This window comes from Psychrobacter pocilloporae (assembly GCF_029872915.1).
GTDB classification, from domain to species: Bacteria; Pseudomonadota; Gammaproteobacteria; order Pseudomonadales; family Moraxellaceae; genus Psychrobacter; species Psychrobacter pacificensis.
This window is the reverse complement of the sequence record NZ_PGFT01000001.1, coordinates 447315-464936: the sequence shown is the minus strand read 5'-3', so window position 1 is coordinate 464936 and position 17622 is coordinate 447315. Positions and strand designations below refer to the sequence as shown.

General features: G+C 45.3%; 19 protein-coding genes. 12 read left to right on the top strand and 7 right to left on the bottom strand.

The genetic code is table 11. The features are described from left to right. The first annotated feature begins 119 nt into the window (after positions 1-119). Positions 120-1019, top strand: coding sequence for a nitrilase-related carbon-nitrogen hydrolase (locus CUR83_RS02060; RefSeq protein WP_284718963.1), 900 nt, complete (start codon positions 120-122; stop codon positions 1017-1019). Between the two features lie 42 nt (positions 1020-1061). Here the strand turns inward: CUR83_RS02060 and CUR83_RS02055 are convergent, their stop codons facing one another. The 4 genes from CUR83_RS02055 to lptM form a co-directional block, all read right to left on the bottom strand. Further along, a complete protein-coding gene (locus CUR83_RS02055; protein WP_284718962.1) occupies positions 1062-2081 on the bottom strand; it encodes a tyrosine recombinase XerC in 1020 nt (339 codons plus the stop codon). 52 nt (positions 2082-2133) lie between these two features. Beyond that, positions 2134-3021 (bottom strand): diaminopimelate epimerase, encoded by an 888-nt coding sequence (gene dapF / locus CUR83_RS02050; protein ID WP_284718961.1) that lies wholly within the window; start codon positions 3019-3021, stop codon positions 2134-2136. Between the two features lie 213 nt (positions 3022-3234). Continuing rightward, on the bottom strand, positions 3235-4611 hold the full coding sequence (gene lysA, locus CUR83_RS02045; protein ID WP_284718960.1) for a diaminopimelate decarboxylase: 1377 nt from the start codon (positions 4609-4611) through the stop codon (positions 3235-3237). A gap of 46 nt (positions 4612-4657) precedes the next feature. Continuing rightward, the gene (lptM, locus tag CUR83_RS02040; RefSeq protein ID WP_284718959.1) at positions 4658-4972 is read right to left on the bottom strand and encodes an LPS translocon maturation chaperone LptM; all 315 of its coding nucleotides are present in this window, start codon (positions 4970-4972) and stop codon (positions 4658-4660) included. Positions 4973-5694: 722 nt separating this feature from the next. Between lptM and CUR83_RS02035 the strand changes: the two genes are divergently transcribed. The 9 genes from CUR83_RS02035 to CUR83_RS01995 all read left to right on the top strand — a co-directional run bounded on the left by CUR83_RS02035 (position 5695) and on the right by CUR83_RS01995 (position 14882). Then, positions 5695-6927: an acetate/propionate family kinase gene (locus tag CUR83_RS02035; protein ID WP_284718958.1), complete on the top strand. Its 1233-nt coding sequence runs from the start codon at positions 5695-5697 to the stop codon at positions 6925-6927. Between the two features lie 134 nt (positions 6928-7061). Beyond that, the gene (gene pta / locus CUR83_RS02030; protein ID WP_284718957.1) at positions 7062-9209 is read left to right on the top strand and encodes a phosphate acetyltransferase; all 2148 of its coding nucleotides are present in this window, start codon (positions 7062-7064) and stop codon (positions 9207-9209) included. A 359-nt stretch (positions 9210-9568) separates the two neighbouring features. Further along, positions 9569-10489 (top strand): nicotinate-nicotinamide nucleotide adenylyltransferase, encoded by a 921-nt coding sequence (locus tag CUR83_RS02025; protein WP_212563986.1) that lies wholly within the window; start codon positions 9569-9571, stop codon positions 10487-10489. A gap of 131 nt (positions 10490-10620) precedes the next feature. Next, the gene (gene rsfS, locus CUR83_RS02020) at positions 10621-11034 is read left to right on the top strand and encodes a ribosome silencing factor (protein WP_071002442.1); all 414 of its coding nucleotides are present in this window, start codon (positions 10621-10623) and stop codon (positions 11032-11034) included. A gap of 210 nt (positions 11035-11244) precedes the next feature. Beyond that, a complete protein-coding gene (locus CUR83_RS02015) occupies positions 11245-12003 on the top strand; it encodes an MOSC domain-containing protein (RefSeq protein WP_284718956.1) in 759 nt (252 codons plus the stop codon). 61 nt (positions 12004-12064) lie between these two features. Continuing rightward, complete coding sequence (locus tag CUR83_RS02010; RefSeq protein WP_223334953.1) at positions 12065-12952, top strand: N-acetylmuramoyl-L-alanine amidase; 888 nt, start codon at positions 12065-12067, stop codon at positions 12950-12952. A gap of 171 nt (positions 12953-13123) precedes the next feature. Further along, positions 13124-13870, top strand: coding sequence for a pyridoxine 5'-phosphate synthase (locus CUR83_RS02005; protein WP_284718955.1), 747 nt, complete (start codon positions 13124-13126; stop codon positions 13868-13870). Between the two features lie 25 nt (positions 13871-13895). Beyond that, complete coding sequence (locus CUR83_RS02000; RefSeq protein WP_284718954.1) at positions 13896-14663, top strand: type 1 glutamine amidotransferase; 768 nt, start codon at positions 13896-13898, stop codon at positions 14661-14663. A gap of 15 nt (positions 14664-14678) precedes the next feature. After that, positions 14679-14882 (top strand): hypothetical protein, encoded by a 204-nt coding sequence (locus CUR83_RS01995; RefSeq protein ID WP_284718953.1) that lies wholly within the window; start codon positions 14679-14681, stop codon positions 14880-14882. 201 nt (positions 14883-15083) lie between these two features. Here the strand turns inward: CUR83_RS01995 and CUR83_RS01990 are convergent, their stop codons facing one another. The 3 genes from CUR83_RS01990 to CUR83_RS01980 form a co-directional block, all read right to left on the bottom strand. Continuing rightward, positions 15084-15479, bottom strand: a complete 396-nt coding sequence (locus CUR83_RS01990; RefSeq protein WP_284718952.1) for a hypothetical protein — start codon at positions 15477-15479, stop codon at positions 15084-15086. Between the two features lie 475 nt (positions 15480-15954). After that, on the bottom strand, positions 15955-16236 hold the full coding sequence (gene nadS / locus CUR83_RS01985; RefSeq protein WP_058024381.1) for a NadS family protein: 282 nt from the start codon (positions 16234-16236) through the stop codon (positions 15955-15957). Continuing rightward, positions 16226-16561, bottom strand: a complete 336-nt coding sequence (locus tag CUR83_RS01980) for a type II toxin-antitoxin system RelE/ParE family toxin (protein WP_025643795.1) — start codon at positions 16559-16561, stop codon at positions 16226-16228. The genes nadS and CUR83_RS01980 overlap by 11 nt, the downstream gene beginning before the upstream one ends. A 150-nt stretch (positions 16562-16711) precedes the next feature. On the opposite strand from CUR83_RS01980, the gene CUR83_RS01975 reads away from it, so the two are divergent. Both CUR83_RS01975 and CUR83_RS01970 read left to right on the top strand, forming a co-directional pair. After that, on the top strand, positions 16712-17068 hold the full coding sequence (locus tag CUR83_RS01975; protein WP_071002712.1) for an IS630 transposase-related protein: 357 nt from the start codon (positions 16712-16714) through the stop codon (positions 17066-17068). Continuing rightward, the gene (locus CUR83_RS01970; RefSeq protein ID WP_227517133.1) at positions 17049-17561 is read left to right on the top strand and encodes an IS630 family transposase; all 513 of its coding nucleotides are present in this window, start codon (positions 17049-17051) and stop codon (positions 17559-17561) included. Before CUR83_RS01975 ends, CUR83_RS01970 begins: the two co-directional genes overlap by 20 nt. The last annotated feature ends 61 nt before the right edge of the window (positions 17562-17622 follow it).

Below are 17622 nucleotides of genomic sequence, written 5' to 3'. Positions count from 1 at the left end.
ATAACCAACCGATAACTATGAATGGTTTGTTCAGCGTCATCAACATTTTATAATAAAAAACGTCATAAAAAATTGTCATGAGCAGCCATCAAGACTTACCCGTCACGGAGAATATTGTCATGACTGACACAACAATGCCCTCTCAATTTAGCACAGCTGCCATTCAGATGAACAGCCAGCAAGACATCGATAGCAATTTAGCGAATATAAAAGCGGCGCTCATTGATGCCAAATCGCAAGGTGCTGAACTCGTTGTCGTACCTGAAAACTGCTGTAGCATGGGTCAGCAGTTTGCGACTGCAGAGCGTTTTGACGCGCTATCAGCGACGATGGCAGAGTATGCCCGCACTCATAATATATATCTACTGGCAGGCTCACTGCCTTGCCCTTATCGGCCTGATGGCATGGTCGTTCCTGATGGTCGGCTGCGTCAAGTCAGTCAATTGTTTGCACCTGATGGTACGCGAGTGGCGCGCTACGATAAGATTCATCTGTTTACCGCGACCGTGGCTGATAAGCAAGGCAGCTACAATGAAGCGGCGACGTTTGAGCCGGGCACGCAGACCGTGGTTGCGCCTCTTGAGTCAGAAGGCGCTGTCTATCAGTTGGGTATGATGGTCTGTTTTGATTTGCGCTTTCCTGCTTTAGCGCAGCGCTTACGTCAAGCAGGTGCTGATATATTAAGTGCACCGTCTGCTTTTACTTATCTAACGGGACAGGCGCATTGGTCGCTATTGTTACAGGCACGTGCTTTGGACAGTCAGTGCATGGTGATCGGTGCAGCACAGGGCGGCGATCATGCATATAAAGATGGCAATACTCGCCAGACGTGGGGACATACTACCATTACTGCTTTTGATGGCAGCGTTATTGCGAGCCATGATAGCAGTGAGCTAAATCTGTCTACGACATCTGACATAGATAAAGGATACGCCATCGTCATGGCATCATTAGACAAGCAAGCTCAAGTGCAAGGTCGACAGAAATTACCTATCTTTGATTGTCATCGTTTGGCATAACTTAAGAAGTAACATAGATTGCTTAAACCGTAGATTACTCAATTAGGTAGGATTTTCATCATTTTGAGTGTGGGTGGCTCGTGGATGGGCGCGATCATAGACTTGTGTTAATTTGGCAAAATCAACGTGGGTGTAAATTTGCGTGGTACTGATATCGCTATGTCCTAACATCTCCTGCACGGCACGCAAGTCACCACTACCTGACAGCATGTGTGAGGCAAAGCAATGACGCAGTAGATGTGGATACATGTTTTGCGCAATACCTGCGCGAGTCGCCGCAACTTTTAGACGCTGCTGTACTGCTCGCGTCGATAGTCTGGTGCCGAGTTTTTCGCTAATGAACAAGGCGCTGTCCATCTGTTCGACCCATAGATTGCGATGCGGTAGATAGCGTTTAATCGCTTCTGCTGCTTTTGTGCCTAATGGCACTAAGCGGGTTTTATTACCCTTACCAGTGACTCGCACCCGTAAATCAGACAAGTCCACATCAGCCATATCGAGTGCGACCAACTCGCCAACACGTAGACCACTACTATAGAGCAGCTCAAACATGGCTTTATCACGCAACCACAAGCGCGCCTGCTCTGGCGTATCAGGGATTTGTTGATCGAGTAACTGCGTCAATAAATCCACATCAGCGATAGAGGGTAATGGTCTAGGGCTACGCTTGAGCTGATAGCCGGTCGTTGGATTGATACGCGCCAAATCCTCCTCTATGAGCCAACCATAAAAATGCCGAATCGCTGACAGCTCTTGCTGAACGCTAGCAAGCGCAAGCTTGTCTTCATCGAGACGCTGACTAATATGCTGAGCCAGTTGGCGCTTATCACAACGCGTCCACGTCAGACGCTTACCGCGTAAGAACAGTGCCAGTTGGTTTAAGCCAGCAAAATAAGCGGTCAGCGTATGCGGCGAGTGATTACGCACAGACAGCGTATTGAGCCAACGATGGACAGGTGCTAATAACGCTCGTAGCGCGGCATCTGACTCTATATTCGCCGCCAGCTCAGCTGATAGCCAAGGTGCCGTTTGCGTTGTCTGACCGTCTTGATGAGTGGACATAACCATATCAGAAGCACCCATGTTATTGATATCATTTTTCTAACGACAGATATCAGCCTTCAGAACTTGGCTTAATACCTGCTTGCGCCATCAAACCATCTGGACTAAAGACTCCTTCATAAACAAAAGCAGTCGGACCTGTCATCATAACTGAATAGCCAGGCTGCCACTTGATGATCAAACTGCCACCATAGAGCTGCGCGCGCACTTCTTCGCCTTCATCGAGCCAGCCCTCTCTTATACCGACTGCAACTGCTGCACAGGCGCCCGTGCCGCAAGCTTGCGTCTCGCCCACGCCGCGCTCATACACACGCAGACGAATATGACGCTGGTTCATCACTTGCATAAAGCCCACGTTGACGCGATCTGGGAACGCTGGATGGGACTCAATGGCCTTGCCTAACGTCTCAACCTCAGCGTCAAGCACGTCATCAACTATGATAACGGCATGTGGGTTGCCCATATTGGCGACATATAGCTGTACAGGTGTGCCATTGACATCGAGGTGATAAGTGTTTTGGATTTTGGTCGTGGCTCTTGGGCTAAAGGGAATCTCATTTGGCTCAAACTTGGGCTTACCCATATCAACCTCTACCCAACCAAACCGATCGGTGGTCAAAGAGATAATGCCGCTCGCCGTCTCAACTCGTAGACGCTGCTTAAATGACAGTTTACGTGCTTGGACAAAACGGGCAAAACAGCGCGCACCATTGCCGCATTGCTCCACCTCGGTGCCATCGGTGTTAAAAATACGGTAACTAAAATCAACATCGGGGCGCATCGGTGGCTCGACCACAAGCAGTTGATCAAAGCCAATACCTAGGTGGCGATCTCCCAATAACGCTACCAACTCCTTGCTCAAATCTAAGCGCTGGGTCACCAAATCGATAACCATAAAATCATTGCCCAGCCCATGCATTTTAGTAAATTCTATTAGCATATCTTTGATGTCCTATCCTATTTTTATGTATGGCTTATATTAGCACGCTGTCAGATACAATCATAATTATCACCGCTATCAAATACTAACTTATTGTTATACCTCAAACTCGATATACCCCATTCGAGTTTGCCATAAAAAACCCACCGTTATTATCACGGTGGGTTTTATTTATTATGCAAAAACAGTGTCAGTGTTGGCGTGTTGGCGGCTTTATTTATCCTGCCACAGTATTTCGTCAGCATACAATGCTTCAACCGTTTCACGTTTGCGGATGAGCTGATGGTTATTGCCTGATACCATCACTTCGCTGGCACGCGGACGCGAGTTGTAATTACTACTCATAGTAAAGCCATAAGCCCCTGCGCCCGTCACTGCCAAGACAGCTCCTGCCTCTAATGACAGTAAGCGGTCTTTTGCTAAAAAATCCCCTGTCTCACAAATCGCGCCAACGATGTCCCACGGCTTTGTACCATTTGTATCAATACCATCGCTCGGTAATGTACTTGGAATCACGGCCATTTCAGCTTGATATAAAGCAGGACGAATCAGGTCATTCATCGCAGCATCGACAATCGCAAAGTTCTTATGCTCAGTCGGCTTAAGTACATCGACTTGCGTCAATAGCACACCAGCATTTGCAACGATACTACGACCTGGCTCAAAGAATACGGTCAAACCAAGCTCGCTAAGCTTTGGTAATAAAGCCTCGGCAAACTCATCGATAGACACGGGCGTCTCATCAATATAACGCACGCCTAGACCGCCACCCAAATCAATATGACGCAGCTCAATACCATGATCGCGCAGGCTATGTATCAGCTCAATGACTTTATCTAGTGCGGCGACAAACGGCGCGACTTCCGTCAACTGCGAGCCAATGTGACAATCAATACCAACGATATCAATATGTGATAAATCCGCCGCTTGCTGATAGACCGCTAAGGCGTCTTCGTGAGTGATGCCAAACTTGTTGTCTTTAAGACCTGTTGAGATATACGGATGCGTCTTGGCATCGACATTTGGATTGACGCGTAATGAGATTGGCGCGCGTTTATTCAGTGCTACCGCTACCTCGTTGATCAAGGTCAGCTCACTGATCGACTCGACGTTAAAGCAGCCAATACCTTGGGTCAGTGCGTATTCGATATCTCCATAAGTTTTGCCAACACCTGAGAATACAACGCGCGACGCTGCGCCACCTGCAGCCAGTACGCGCATCAGCTCACCACGAGAGACGATGTCAAACCCAGCACCTGCCTGCGCAAGCACTCCAAGCACCGCAAGATTCGAGTTTGCTTTTACCGCGTAGCATACCTGATGATCGAGACTGGCAAAGCTATCGGTATAGGCTTGATAAACATCCAGTATCGCCTGCTTTGAGTAGACATAGCATGGCGTACCATATTGTTTTGCCAACTCATCAACACTGACCTGCTCCATATATAGCGCGTCGTCGCGATAGCTTAGCGCGGGCAGATGAGCGCTTAACGCTTTAGGATCAACATATAGACCGTGCTCAGTTTGGATAGTGACAGATTCGCCAGTAGCAACATCGGTTACGTCAGCAGGTAGTTCAGAATGACTCATATAAACATCTCTAATATAATCAGGGTATCAAGGGTAAGAATAAACATTAATAATCGTTAGGATCTGTACTCGGCTCGGGCAGTATTTGCTGTTCATCTAGATAGTCATTTTTTTGATAGGTATCATCATCAATACCAGCAAAAGCGGCATCTTGTGGATGGCTCGTACTATTTAGTACAGATGGGCTACCCTCTACCGTTTGGCTACTGGACTTTGGTAAGTACAAAGCGCCTTTTTGCCCGCAGCCTGACAACCCTACCATCATCGCACTGCCAATAACTAAAGTAATAATGGCGCGGCGACTGGCAAGTCTCCATAAGGCGATATGCCCAGTTTCTGATGAGCGAAGTATAGTAGACATAGAGTGGATCACCTGTGAGCGTGTAGCGGTGTAAGTGCGATTAAAAATCGTAATAAATAAAGATCGAAAAAGGCAGCCCAAAAATGGCCAATATCAAAGTTTTAATCATAGCATTATGACACAAAGCTGTACGCATACTGAACAGCATTGGCCAATAAATTTGGCTCATAGTGGGGATTGGTTTGATGCTTTCATCATAATTTACTGACGGTATCGCTTGATAATTTGCGCATAAAAACATGTCTGATAGGAATTTGGACAATATTTCTTACAATTTTTGATATTCATAAGGCAGCTCTACAACAGCCAATAATCAATGGCTAAAGTACCTAAGAGCCACTAGCTATAACAGATGTACCAATATTTTGAACGCTTGATAGACACCAATTTTAAACCTTACCATTATCGCGGTATAGCTACAAAAATATGTTACATTATACCGCGGCCTTACGGCTATGCTAAGGCTCAGGCCTACGATTCAGCGGTACTGCTATATAGTAATAAGATACAACCATCAGCCTCAGTATGACTAAGATCGATCATATACTTGTTTGATAGATCAGCATGGATATGGCTAATTTTGTGTTAAATACGATCAATCTATCATCACCTTAATATGAGCACGATGCGATGTCAGTGTCGTTTTTATCATAGTAATCTGACGATATGATGATTTTCGACCTACAAAAACCCACCTATAAAAACCAATCTAAGGATAGAGTATGAGCGCCAGCCTAACCACCACTTTTGATGATAAGAACTCTGAAACATCAACCCTGACCAGCCCAACCTTGGTTTTAAACTGCGGCTCGTCTTCCATCAAATACGCGTTGATTAGTGATGACAACTCTACTCGTATCACCGGTCTTGCCGAAAACCTAGGTCTCGATACCGCCCGTATTAAGCACACGACCTTAAAAGGTGAAAAACTTGAAATCTCTATTCCTGGTGGTCGCCATAAGCTGGCGCTACAAAAAATCCTTGAGCTACTAGAGCAGTACCATTTCATCGCCGTTGGACACCGGGTGGTACATGGTGGCCGCGAATACTCCAAAGCCGTTCGCGTTGATGAGCATGCGTTAGAAGAAGTGAAGCGTCTCAAAATATTAGCTCCGTTACACAACCCTGCAAACGCACTGGGTATCGAAGCGGTTCAGGCGATCTATCCTGATATGCCGCAAGTGGTGGTGTTCGACACCGCTTTTCACCAAACCATGCCGCCCGTTGCTTTTCGCTATGCGCTACCCAAATATCTATACGAAGAACATAAAATCCGTCGCTATGGTTTTCATGGCACCTCTCACGCCTATGTCTCAGAACGCACCAGCCAAATCACTGAGGCAAAAGGCCCGCATGGCTGGCTAACAGCACATCTAGGCAATGGTTGCTCAGCCGCCGCAGTATACGATGGCAAAAGTCTCGATACCAGCATGGGTCTGACCCCACTTGAGGGCCTTATGATGGGTACGCGTAGTGGCGATGTGGATCCTAGCTTGCACATGCACCTAAAGCGTCAGCTCGGTATGAGCTTAGAAGAGACCGACAAAATGCTTAATAATGACAGCGGCCTACTTGGTATTTCAGGACTGTCTAACGACTTGCGTACCATCGAGCAAGCAGCCAGTGAAGGTCACGAAGATGCCAAGCTCGCTATCGAGATGTTCTGCTATCGTGCTGGTAAATATCTGGGCAGCCTTAGCTGTGCGCTACCAGAGTTTACCGGTATTGTCTTTACTGGCGGTATCGGTGAAAACTCCGACATTACACGTACCAAAATCCTAGGAGTGATGCGTCATTTCGGTATCAAAATAGATGCTGACAAAAATGCCAGTTTGGTTCGTGGTAAAGAAGGCAGCTTCCACGCAGATGACAGCAGTATCGAGTTATGGGTCGTCCCAACTGATGAAGAGTGCCGTATTGCTCAAGAGACTCGTCAGGCATTGAATTTAATATAAGCGTGAGCGTGTTTGATACGCCATATCTATATAATTAACATTTGCTATAAGGCTATGGCGTACATACTCAGCACATTACTCATTCTGCCAAGGATGAATTGAACTTAATAATAAAATAAACCGTAGGATACACTATGCAGACCATTTTACTTGTTCCCATTAGCCGCGGTATCGGTGTGACATCAGCCGCGCTTGGACTGATTCGCGCCTTTGATTATAACGGTATCAAAGCGGGCTTTATGAAGCCGTTTTTGCAAGACGATACCCTAGATAAGCAGCACAGCTTAGACAGCTCAAGTGCATTGACCATGCATGCCTTTGGTCTAAAGCCGCCCAAATCGATCAGCCGTCAGCACGTCGAGCGGATGTTGGGCGATGGCAACCTTGATGATTTGATGGAAGAAGTGATTGCCAATTATCACACAATAGATGATGGCCCTGACGTCATCATCTGTGAAGGTCTGGTGCCGACCACTGAGACCTCTTACGCTTCACAAATCAACCGTGCGCTTGCCCATGCTTTAGATGCCAAGATCATATTTGTTGGTGCCGCTGATATCGGTCAACCAGCGGCGTTGGCGGACAAGCTTGATGTGCATGCGCGCGAGTTCGGCGGTGTCATGGATGCGCGTACATTAGGCGTAATATTGATGCGGGTACAAGACGTGCCTAATACCTTTGAAAATCAACCAGTCGCTCCGGGTGAGGCGGTCGTCAGCTTAGATCCAACCTTTTTGCAAGAAGTGCAGCGTCTATCGCCTTCGTTCAATACCGACGCGTTTCGCCTCATCGGCGTGGTGCCCTTTAGCGATTCATTGTCTGTACCGCGCACTTGGGACATTGCCACCGAGCTTGATGCCACTTGGCTTAACGTTGGTGAAGCAAAAACACGTCGTATCAATCGCATCAGTCTAACGGCGCGCTCAGTCGCTCGTGTCAATCAAGTGTTCAAACGTGGTACGTTGATGGTGGTCCCTGGTGACCGCGATGACTTGCTACTGGCCGCAGGATTGGCCTGTATCAATGGTATTCCGCTGGCAGGATTGGTTTTGACAGGTGGTATCCTACCAGGCGAGACCGTAACGGAGCTGTGGCAGTCGGCGCTCAAAACGGGCATCCCTATCATGAGCGTCGAGAGTGACAGCTATCAAACGGTACAGAGCCTTGTCCATATGAGCTCAGAGATTCCAAGTGATGACACCGATCGCGCTGAAGAAGTAGCGCGTTATGTCGCTGCCCATTTGGATTTGAGCTGGATTAAAGAATACTTTAGCCGTAATCATGAACCGCGCTTGTCCCCATCGGCGTTTCGCCATCAGTTGGTCAAAAAATCACAGCACGCTAAAAAACGTATCGTATTGCCAGAAGGTTCTGAACCACGTACCGTCGAAGCGGCCTGTATCTGTCAGAGTCGCGGTATCGCTGATTGCGTACTGCTAGCTAAGCGTAGCGATGTCGAACAAGTCGCCAAAAATCGCGATTTGACGTTGCCAGAAGGTCTAGAAATCATCGACCCTGACACCCTTGATATGAGCAAATATATCGCTGCTGTCGTTGAGCGCCGTAAAGGCAAGACTGGCGCAGACGTCGCCGCTGAATATCTAAAAGATACGGTGTATCTTGGCACCATCATGCTACAGCTAGATGAGGTCGACGGTCTGGTTTCAGGTGCGATTCATACCACTGCCAATACCGTACGCCCAGCATTTCAATTAATCAAAACCGCGCCGCAGTACTCGCTCGTATCGTCCGTGTTCTTTATGCTGTTGCCTGAGCAAGTGGTTGTCTATGGTGACTGTGCGATCAATCCTGATCCGAATGCTGAAGAGTTGGCAGAAATTGCCATTCAATCGGCACAGTCTGCTGCTGCCTTTGGTATCGATCCAAAAGTCGCGATGATCAGCTATTCTACGGGCTCATCAGGCGCAGGCGCGGATGTCGAAAAAGTCGCTCGTGCCACCCAAATCGTCCGTGAGCGTGCGCCGAACCTCAAAGTCGACGGCCCACTACAATATGATGCCGCCTCGGTCATGAGTGTGGGCAAACAAAAAGCGCCTGACTCTCCTGTCGCAGGTCAAGCCAACGTCTTTATTTTCCCTGATCTCAATACTGGTAACACCACGTATAAAGCGGTGCAGCGTAGCGCAAATGTCATCAGCGTTGGACCGATGCTGCAAGGTTTGAATAAGCCAGTCAATGACTTATCGCGTGGCGCACTCGTTGATGATATCGTCTATACCATCGCGCTAACTGCTATCCAAGCGTATAGCGATTTGATTTAATCGCTATACGATTTGCCAATCAAAGTCTGTTATACCACCGACTATCATCATGATGGTCGGTTTTTTATTGGTGCTGTGGTGGTATAGTCAAAGTATCTCAAAAACGATACGGTACTGCCAATATCAATTTTTGCAGCCTCTGTCTGCGCAAGCACAGCAAGCAAAAAAATTGATTTAACAGTGCCTAATGTAGCGGTATTAATTTTCACTGACTATAGGTGGTGATAGATAGTGGTGACAGATACTCGCCCGCCCTCTACAATAGCGCTATGATTCAGTTAATATAAAAAGGTTAGCTAATAAAAGAATGAGAGGTACCAAAAACAGCGTGCACCTCATTCTTTTATTTGCATTTATTTATGCCAAATACGAGCAATAACTCTCACGAAAAGATCTCTGCCCCTGCCATCCGTGCCTATCTTGGCGGCTCGTTTGATCCGGTACATAATGGTCACCTAGAAGTGGCTCTACACGCCTATCAGGACTTGTTGCCAATCGCAAAGCAGCAAAACCGCCCCTTGCACGTTTCATTATTACCCAATGCGCGCTCGCCATTTAAAACGCAGAGCACTGACCCTAAACACCGCTTAGCCATGCTAAAGCTGGCAGTACAAGACACACTGATACAAGTCAATGAGCTTGAGCTATGGCAAGCGCCGCCTGTCTATACAATCGACACTGTACGCGCACTCAGACAACAGTACCCTTATGACTGTTTAATATTTATCATGGGTATGGACAGCGCGCGCAGTTTGGATAAATGGAAAGACGGGTTAGGACTCACTGATTATGTCAATCTGTGGATCTTTAATCGTGAGGATAGCGATCATATTAATGGTAGAGTTTCTGACAGGGCGACATCATTTGAAAACCCTATATCGACCTCGCAATATCTAGCAACCTTGCAATCGCAACTGCCGCTACCTTTACAATCACATGTAACCGACTCACCGATTGAGCTATTCACTCCAATTGCTCGATGCTTGGTAGATAGCTTAGAAACAGATGGCACTGACTTGAAAAGCGCTATGAAAGGACGCATTTATATAGATACGCGACCGATCACTGCCGTATCAAGCACGCAAATACGCGAACAACTACACATATTGGCGACTGAAACAAATAAAATGCCCGTCCCTGACAGGCAAGTCGCATCTATCGCAGCAATAAATGATATTATGAGCAATACTCACCCCAATTCATTAGCTAAATGGCTCAATCCTGCCGTTTATCACTATATTATCGCCCATCAGCTATATTCTGCTGCTCAATTCCGTTAAAATCGCCTTATCTATGTCATTTTGCCTATCCTGTCTCTATACGTGACTGACGACATATGATCAGTCGAATCAGACAAATTGACGTTTTACCCCTTTATTTTTAATAGTTACGATTGAAGAGATTAAAATTTATGATCAACACCATGACCGAAGAACGCTTAACCGTGTGCTTGAACATTGTACAAAGCGCGCTAGATGATATGAAAGCAAAGAACATCACTGTAATGAATGTAGAAGACTTAACTGACGTCACCGAGCGTATCGTCATCGCTGATGGTACCTCAAAACGTCATGTACGCGCGATGGCGGATAGCGTCGGCGCTGAAGTCAAACAAGCGGGCTTTATGCCGCTTGGCCGTGAAGGGGGTATCGACTCTGACTGGACACTGATTGACTTGGGCGCGGTTGTCGTTCATATCATGACCCCGCAAGCGCGTGAGTTCTATGACTTAGAAGGCCTATGGTCATCACCGGATCAATTGGCTGAACTGGTCGCCACACCGCGTGAAAAGAAAACCGCTGGTCGTCGCAACAAGAACAAATAAGATTATTGAGTACAATAATCGCGTCATACTAAAAGCATGAGACCAAAAGACCAGAAACGTTATTTTGGTCTTTTTTTGTGCCGATATTTGGGGATACGCGTCATGATAATGCCTGATTAAATAGATAATTGCTGCAGAGGTTGCTATCATCTTTATCAATCACCATTGCCCAATTTTTGTTTTGATCTCAATGCTCATTAAGGATTGTCCATGTCTGCTACTCACCGCCCAAACCCTGAGATTAACCTACCCTTGCACGTTGCTAACTTAGTCTGCGTACGCGCAGGCAAAGCCATGCCCTTTACCCGTGATGAGATGAGTGCCATTGACAAAGCGCCTATAGCCGCGCCTGTCGCTGTCAATTTTATGGGATTGACCACTGACGAGCAAGCCGACCGCAAACATCATGGCGGCCCGCTCAAAGCCGTACATCAACTGCCAACGGCCACTTATGAAAAAATCAATACAGAGTTTGACCTAAAAGTACGCATCGGTACGCTCGGAGAAAACCTTACCACTGAAGCCGTCAATGGCTTGCCTGAGATGGATGAGTCTAACGTCTGTATTGGCGACGTTTATCAGTATGGTGGGCAGTATGGCGACGACAAAATAAACGGTGAAGGTAGCGTGCAGCTGCGCATCGTCCAACCACGCCGCCCGTGCTACAAAATCAACGACCAAATCGGCCAATTTACCAAAGTGCCCAATATTGCCGCATGGGTCAGCAAGCAAGGTATCTCAGGCTGGTATTTTCAAGTGGTGCGTGATGGCATCATTAACGCTGATTTGCCAGTCTACTTGATAGAACGTCCTTATCCGTTTGCTACGCTTGAGACACTGTGGCAGTTGTCTAACTCAAAAGAAAAGTTTGACGCTGAGGTGATTGAGCCGTGGCTCGCGATTGAGTGTTTGGAGGCGAGTTGGAAAAAGGTTTTAAATAAGAAGATGAAAAAATCATCAGTCCAATAATCGTCAGTTTAATATCAGTATCGTTAAATGATCAAACCCTATCTTTTATACCGAGCAATTCATGGCAAAAAACTTTACCGCTTTAGCGTTAGCGACCTTTTTATCGCTACCCTTGATAGCCTGTGTCACTACTCCCAAAGCGCAAATGGCGACGACCGAATCCTTCGTTATCGATAGCGAGACCTATCAATCGACTAGCAAAAGCCAGCGTATCAAAACCATTGTCCTACACTACACAGTCTCAGATAATGAGCGCTCAATCAAAACATTGACCACGGGCAATGTGAGCGCGCATTACTTAATCTTGGACAAGAACGATGATAAAATCTATAACCTCGTGCCAGAGTCTGAGCGCGCGTGGCATGCAGGCGAAGGTGGCTTTTCAGGTCGAACCATCCTCAATGATACGTCTATTGGCATCGAAATCGTCAATGCAGGAATCAAGCCTGAATATCGAGACGCGCTAAAAGATGACACGCTCGACTATCACCCTTACGATCACTACGCTGATTTTAATGAGTTACAAATCAAAAAAGTTGCCCAACTGGTGCAAGATATCGCTAGACGCTATGACATCTCACCCAAAAACATCATCGGTCATGCAGATATGGCACCCTCGCGCAAGATCGACCCCGGTGCAAAATTCCCGTGGGAGCGACTGTATAAAGAGTACGGTATTGGCGCTTGGTATAATGAAGCGGACAAGCAAGAAATTATGAATCGGCGTACCTTGGTCACGCCAAGCGTGCAGGAGATCAAGCAAGCTTTTCGCAAATACGGCTATCAAATCAATAATAGCGACGAGTGGGACAAGCCCAGCCGCGATGTCATCTATGCGTTTCAATTGCATTTCCGGCCGCTAAAGCCAACAGGCATCATGGATATCGAGACCTATGCGATATTGCAGGCGCTCAATATGAAGTATGCTAGTCGGGATGATTTTTATTGAAGCGATACAAATATAGGCAGTTTAAAAAGATAACTGGCGCGACTGGCATGAATTTTTCGCAGCCTCTGTCAGCGTAGACACAGCACGCCAGAAAACTCATACCAGTCAAGCGTGATAACATAAGGTCTATGTTTTATTATCGGACATAACAACAATGAAAAAGGACATATTATGAGCACCCTATTTAGTGTCAATTTAAACAAAATCGCCTTAATCCGCAACTCGCGTGGCACCGACTACCCTAATCTATTGTACTTTGTAAAAAAGCTGATTGATCTAGGAGTTAAAGGCTTTACCGTGCACCCACGGCCCGATGAGCGTCATATCCGCTATCAAGATGTTTATGATATCAGTGAGTATCTCAAAGATTATCAAGATATTGAATTTAATATCGAAGGCAATCCGAATGAACAATTTTTAAAACTCATTCGCGAGGTCAAACCGCATCAATGTACCCTCGTACCCGATAGTGAAGACCAGCTGACCTCTGACCACGGCTTTGATATTATCAAATACAGCGACATGCTGTCCAAACTCAGCCATGAGCTTGAAGGCTTTGGCACACGCTGCGCGGTATTTATCGATCCTGATATCGAGCAAATAAAAGCGGTCATCGCTAGCGACGTACAAACGATAGAGATGTATACCGAAGAATGGGCGCGCGCCTACAGTAATGGTAAGAACGATGGCAATATTGATTTCGATGAGGTCAAGCAACGCTTTAGCGATTGTATTAACCTCGCTAGCGAAAACGGTATGCGCGTCAACGCCGGACACGATTTGAATTTAGACAATTTAGCCGATTTGCTAAGCCTTGGTGATATCGCGGAGGTGTCGATTGGTCATGCCTTTACTATTGAATCGCTAGAGCAAGGCATGGATAACGTCGTGCGTCAGTATTTGCAGATTTGTGGATAGAACGTTTTGATAAAAGAGGTACGTTATGAGCTTACGTATTCACGCGCTATTTCATACCGATTATGCGGATCTAAGCTTTATCAAACAGTGGGCGCGCGCGCATAATCATCCGATCACCGTTAGTCGCTCCTACGATAACGACAACCTGCCAACGCTGGATAGCTTTGATTGGCTCATCGTGATGGGTGGGCCAATGAGCGTTCATGATGAGGATAAATATTCTTGGCTCATTAAAGAAAAGCGGCTGATAAAACAAGCCGTTGATGCCGGTAAAACAGTCATTGGCATTTGCTTAGGCGCGCAAATCATCGCGCATTGTTTGGGCGCTGAGGTGAAACCGTCTGGAGTCAAAGAGATTGGCTGGTTACCTATGCAATTGACCGAAGCAGGTCAAGCGCATCCATTATTACAAGATCTACCCAAAGACTTTACGGTGTTTCACTGGCGCGGCGAAGGTTTTGACTGTCCCAAAGGCGCAAGCATTATTGCCAAGACGCAGGCTTGGGCAAATCAAGGCTTTATCTATCAAACGCCAAAACATAAAGCGCGTGGCACTTGGGTACTCGCTTGGCAATGTCACTTTGAAGTCACCAAAGAGAGCTTACCTAACATGGTCGCTAACGGTAATAAAGCTATCCAAAGTGGACTGAAAGACTATCCCGAAACGGTACAAGCACCGGATGAGATATTAGCGCTAGGCGATAAATATATCGAAGAAAATAACGCCAGACTTGCCACTATGTTTAATCGAATAGCATCGTTTAATCGAATAGCATCGTCAGCAAATAAATAGTATAAGGAGTCAGTGATGAGTCATTCACAGCAAGATGAACAACAAAAACTTGAAGCGTATCTAGAAGCCAAAGCTAAAGAAGAGCAGGAAAATCAGCAACAACAAGAAAGTGAATCGCTGTCTGAATATGAGGCTTGTGTGCTTAGGGAGAGTGCTCGGGTAAAGGAGTTGATGGCTGAGGCTCAGAGAAAGGGTAGAGAGCTGTCAGAAGATAAATAATCATATAACATAATGCTTTGAATCAAAACTCTGATTGAAGCATATTTATTCAACATAAATCAACTTTTCTTCAGACTCATAATAACCCATTGTAGTTAATAAATTATACGACTAACTATCTGTTCGAGCTACTTTAGTATCACTTATTTCTCAAAAATCTTCATGTAATCTATAATAGCTCTGGTCAAACTCTTCTATAGATTAGCCTAATCCTGCTGATGTATCAAAAGAATAAGGTGTTATTTCGTCTTTTATAATGATTGCTGGTTTGTCGAAAGCTAGACGTAATCCTAGCTCAAACATGACATTTGGATTTCTACCGCTTATATCGCAAACTATCATCGGATTATCATATAAGTTCTGAACAATACGTTTGTGAATAACGCCTATATCATCCGCATCACTCACCAATCTAGCTTCAAAATTAGCTTCTTTAATAGCAGACTCTATTATCCTTTTGACATCTTTCCAATGAGATTCAGGATAGCCTTCCATACTTGCAATAGGCACTACAATGCCACATTTTTTCGGTAAATTATCATCTGATTTTTCGTGTGGCTTGTTTTCGACTTTATTCGGTTCAGATTGGTTGTCCATTCTAATCTCCAAAGAAAACAATGAGTTCGTGGGATGCGTCCAGCGCACCAATAATACTAAAATTAAAGTTTAGACTAATTTATCATAAAACGGTCATTCAGGAGCGCGTTTTAGCCCCGACTGTAGCGGTAACCTGCTGGTTTGGGCGAGTTGTGATGGCTAGGTTTTGGGGTGTCGACGCGAAGCAAGCGACGACCCAAACCGTAGCCAACGCCACGCCCAGACTGGCAGATACAAGCGGAAGGCGGGAAATAGCTCCCAATAGAACCAAAACCCAAACACAAAAAAGGTGAGCATTACGCCCACCTTTTCATTCTAAAAAACAGTTATCTACAATAATATTCTAAACCAACTTAGCCTATCTAAACCAAGCACAAGCGTTACGGAACATACGCATCCATGCGTCATCGCTTTCACACACATCCATAATCCCACCGAGTGCGTGACCAAGATAAGATTGACTGTTTTTGATCAATTAAGCTTCGGTAATTAACTCAGGCTTTTTATTCAATAAGCGCATTAATGTGACGGCAGCCCCTGTTGGGTTTCTAGTACCTTGCTCCCAATTTTGTAAGGTACGCGAACTGATATTAAGTTTATCGGCAAACTGCTGTTGCGATAGCCCTGTCTTAGTTCTTATTTCCTTAATACTAGGCACGTCATGGGTAAACTGGCGGCTAGGCTGAGCCTGTCCTTTAGCAATCGCCAATGCTTGATTTAGTGATGTAGATAAATCATCGTAAAATTCATTGCTCATGGCTATACACCTCTTTAATTTGTTGAGTCAGTTTGTATAAACCAGACTTCTCTTCGCTTGATAGAGAGGCTTGTTTATTCTTAGGATAAGCGAGCAGCATAAAAAATATGCCTTGACTATTCACAAAATAATAGATAATCCGAATACCGCCACTCTTACCTTGGTTAAGTGCCCATCTGGTTTTTCGAACGCCCCCTGTACCTTGAATCAAATCACCTTGTTCTGGATTATTGATTAGATTTTCCTGTAGCTCTTTATAAGCTTCATCATCTAATAGTTTCAGTACTTGCTTAGTAAATATTGGCGTTTCGATGAAATGTAACATTCAATATCCTTTATCTTTATCTCTTATTATATACGTCATTGAAGTACTTATCTATATGTTTTTTTCTGGATCTAATTAAGCTAAATATAGTCAATCCCACTTAAAAATGTTATAAACTAATTATCAAACCCAATTGTTATTATAAAGACCATGACTTACTCACTAGATTTTCGCAAACAAGTGCTAAAAAGCTTAGACGAGGGTATGACCTTTGCCGAGGCAGCTGAATTCTATAACCTCAGCCCAACCACGATACAAAACTGGAAGCGGCGTGTTCATAGCAAAACAACCAGGCAAACCAAACCCTATAAAATACCAGATGACGTGCTACTTAATGATGTTAAAGAACATCCTGATGATTACCAGTATGAGCGAGCCCGTCGTCTAAACTGTAGTAAAACAGGCATTTATCATGCCCTAAAGCGCCTAGGCATCAGTCAAAAAAAAGACATTAGAGCATCCAAAAGCTTGCCCAATAAAAAGAGCGGTGTATCAGGGAAAGCTTAATAGCTTTACGCAGCAAGGCTATCCCATCGTTTATATGGATGAAAGTGGCTTTGAGTCTGAAACCATTCGCTCTCATGGTTATGCACCGATTGGTAAGCCTTGTATCGATAGCTACAACTGGCAAGGTAAAAGGCGAACCAACGTTATTGGTGCTCTGTATGAAAAGATGCTGTTTGCGCTTGATTACTTTGAGACAAACATCAACAGCATTGTCTTCTATCACTGGTGCAAACACAAACTAATCCCAAGTCTTAAAACAAAATGCGTGATTGTGATGGATAACGCCAAATTTCATAAAAGCAAACGCATTCAAAAGCTACTAAACAGGCACGGGCATCGTATTCTTTGGTTGCCGCCGTACAGCCCAGACCTAAACCCTATCGAAAAGAAATGGGCTCAAGTGAAGTTTCTACGCCAAGGCTGGATGGAAAACGACTTATCCAAATTGTTTTATGATGTTTGTCCTAGCCATAACAATTTTATTTTGAACTGACTATATCATAAACACAAAAAAGGTGAGCCAAAGCCCACCTTTTCCTAGGTTTAAACATGAT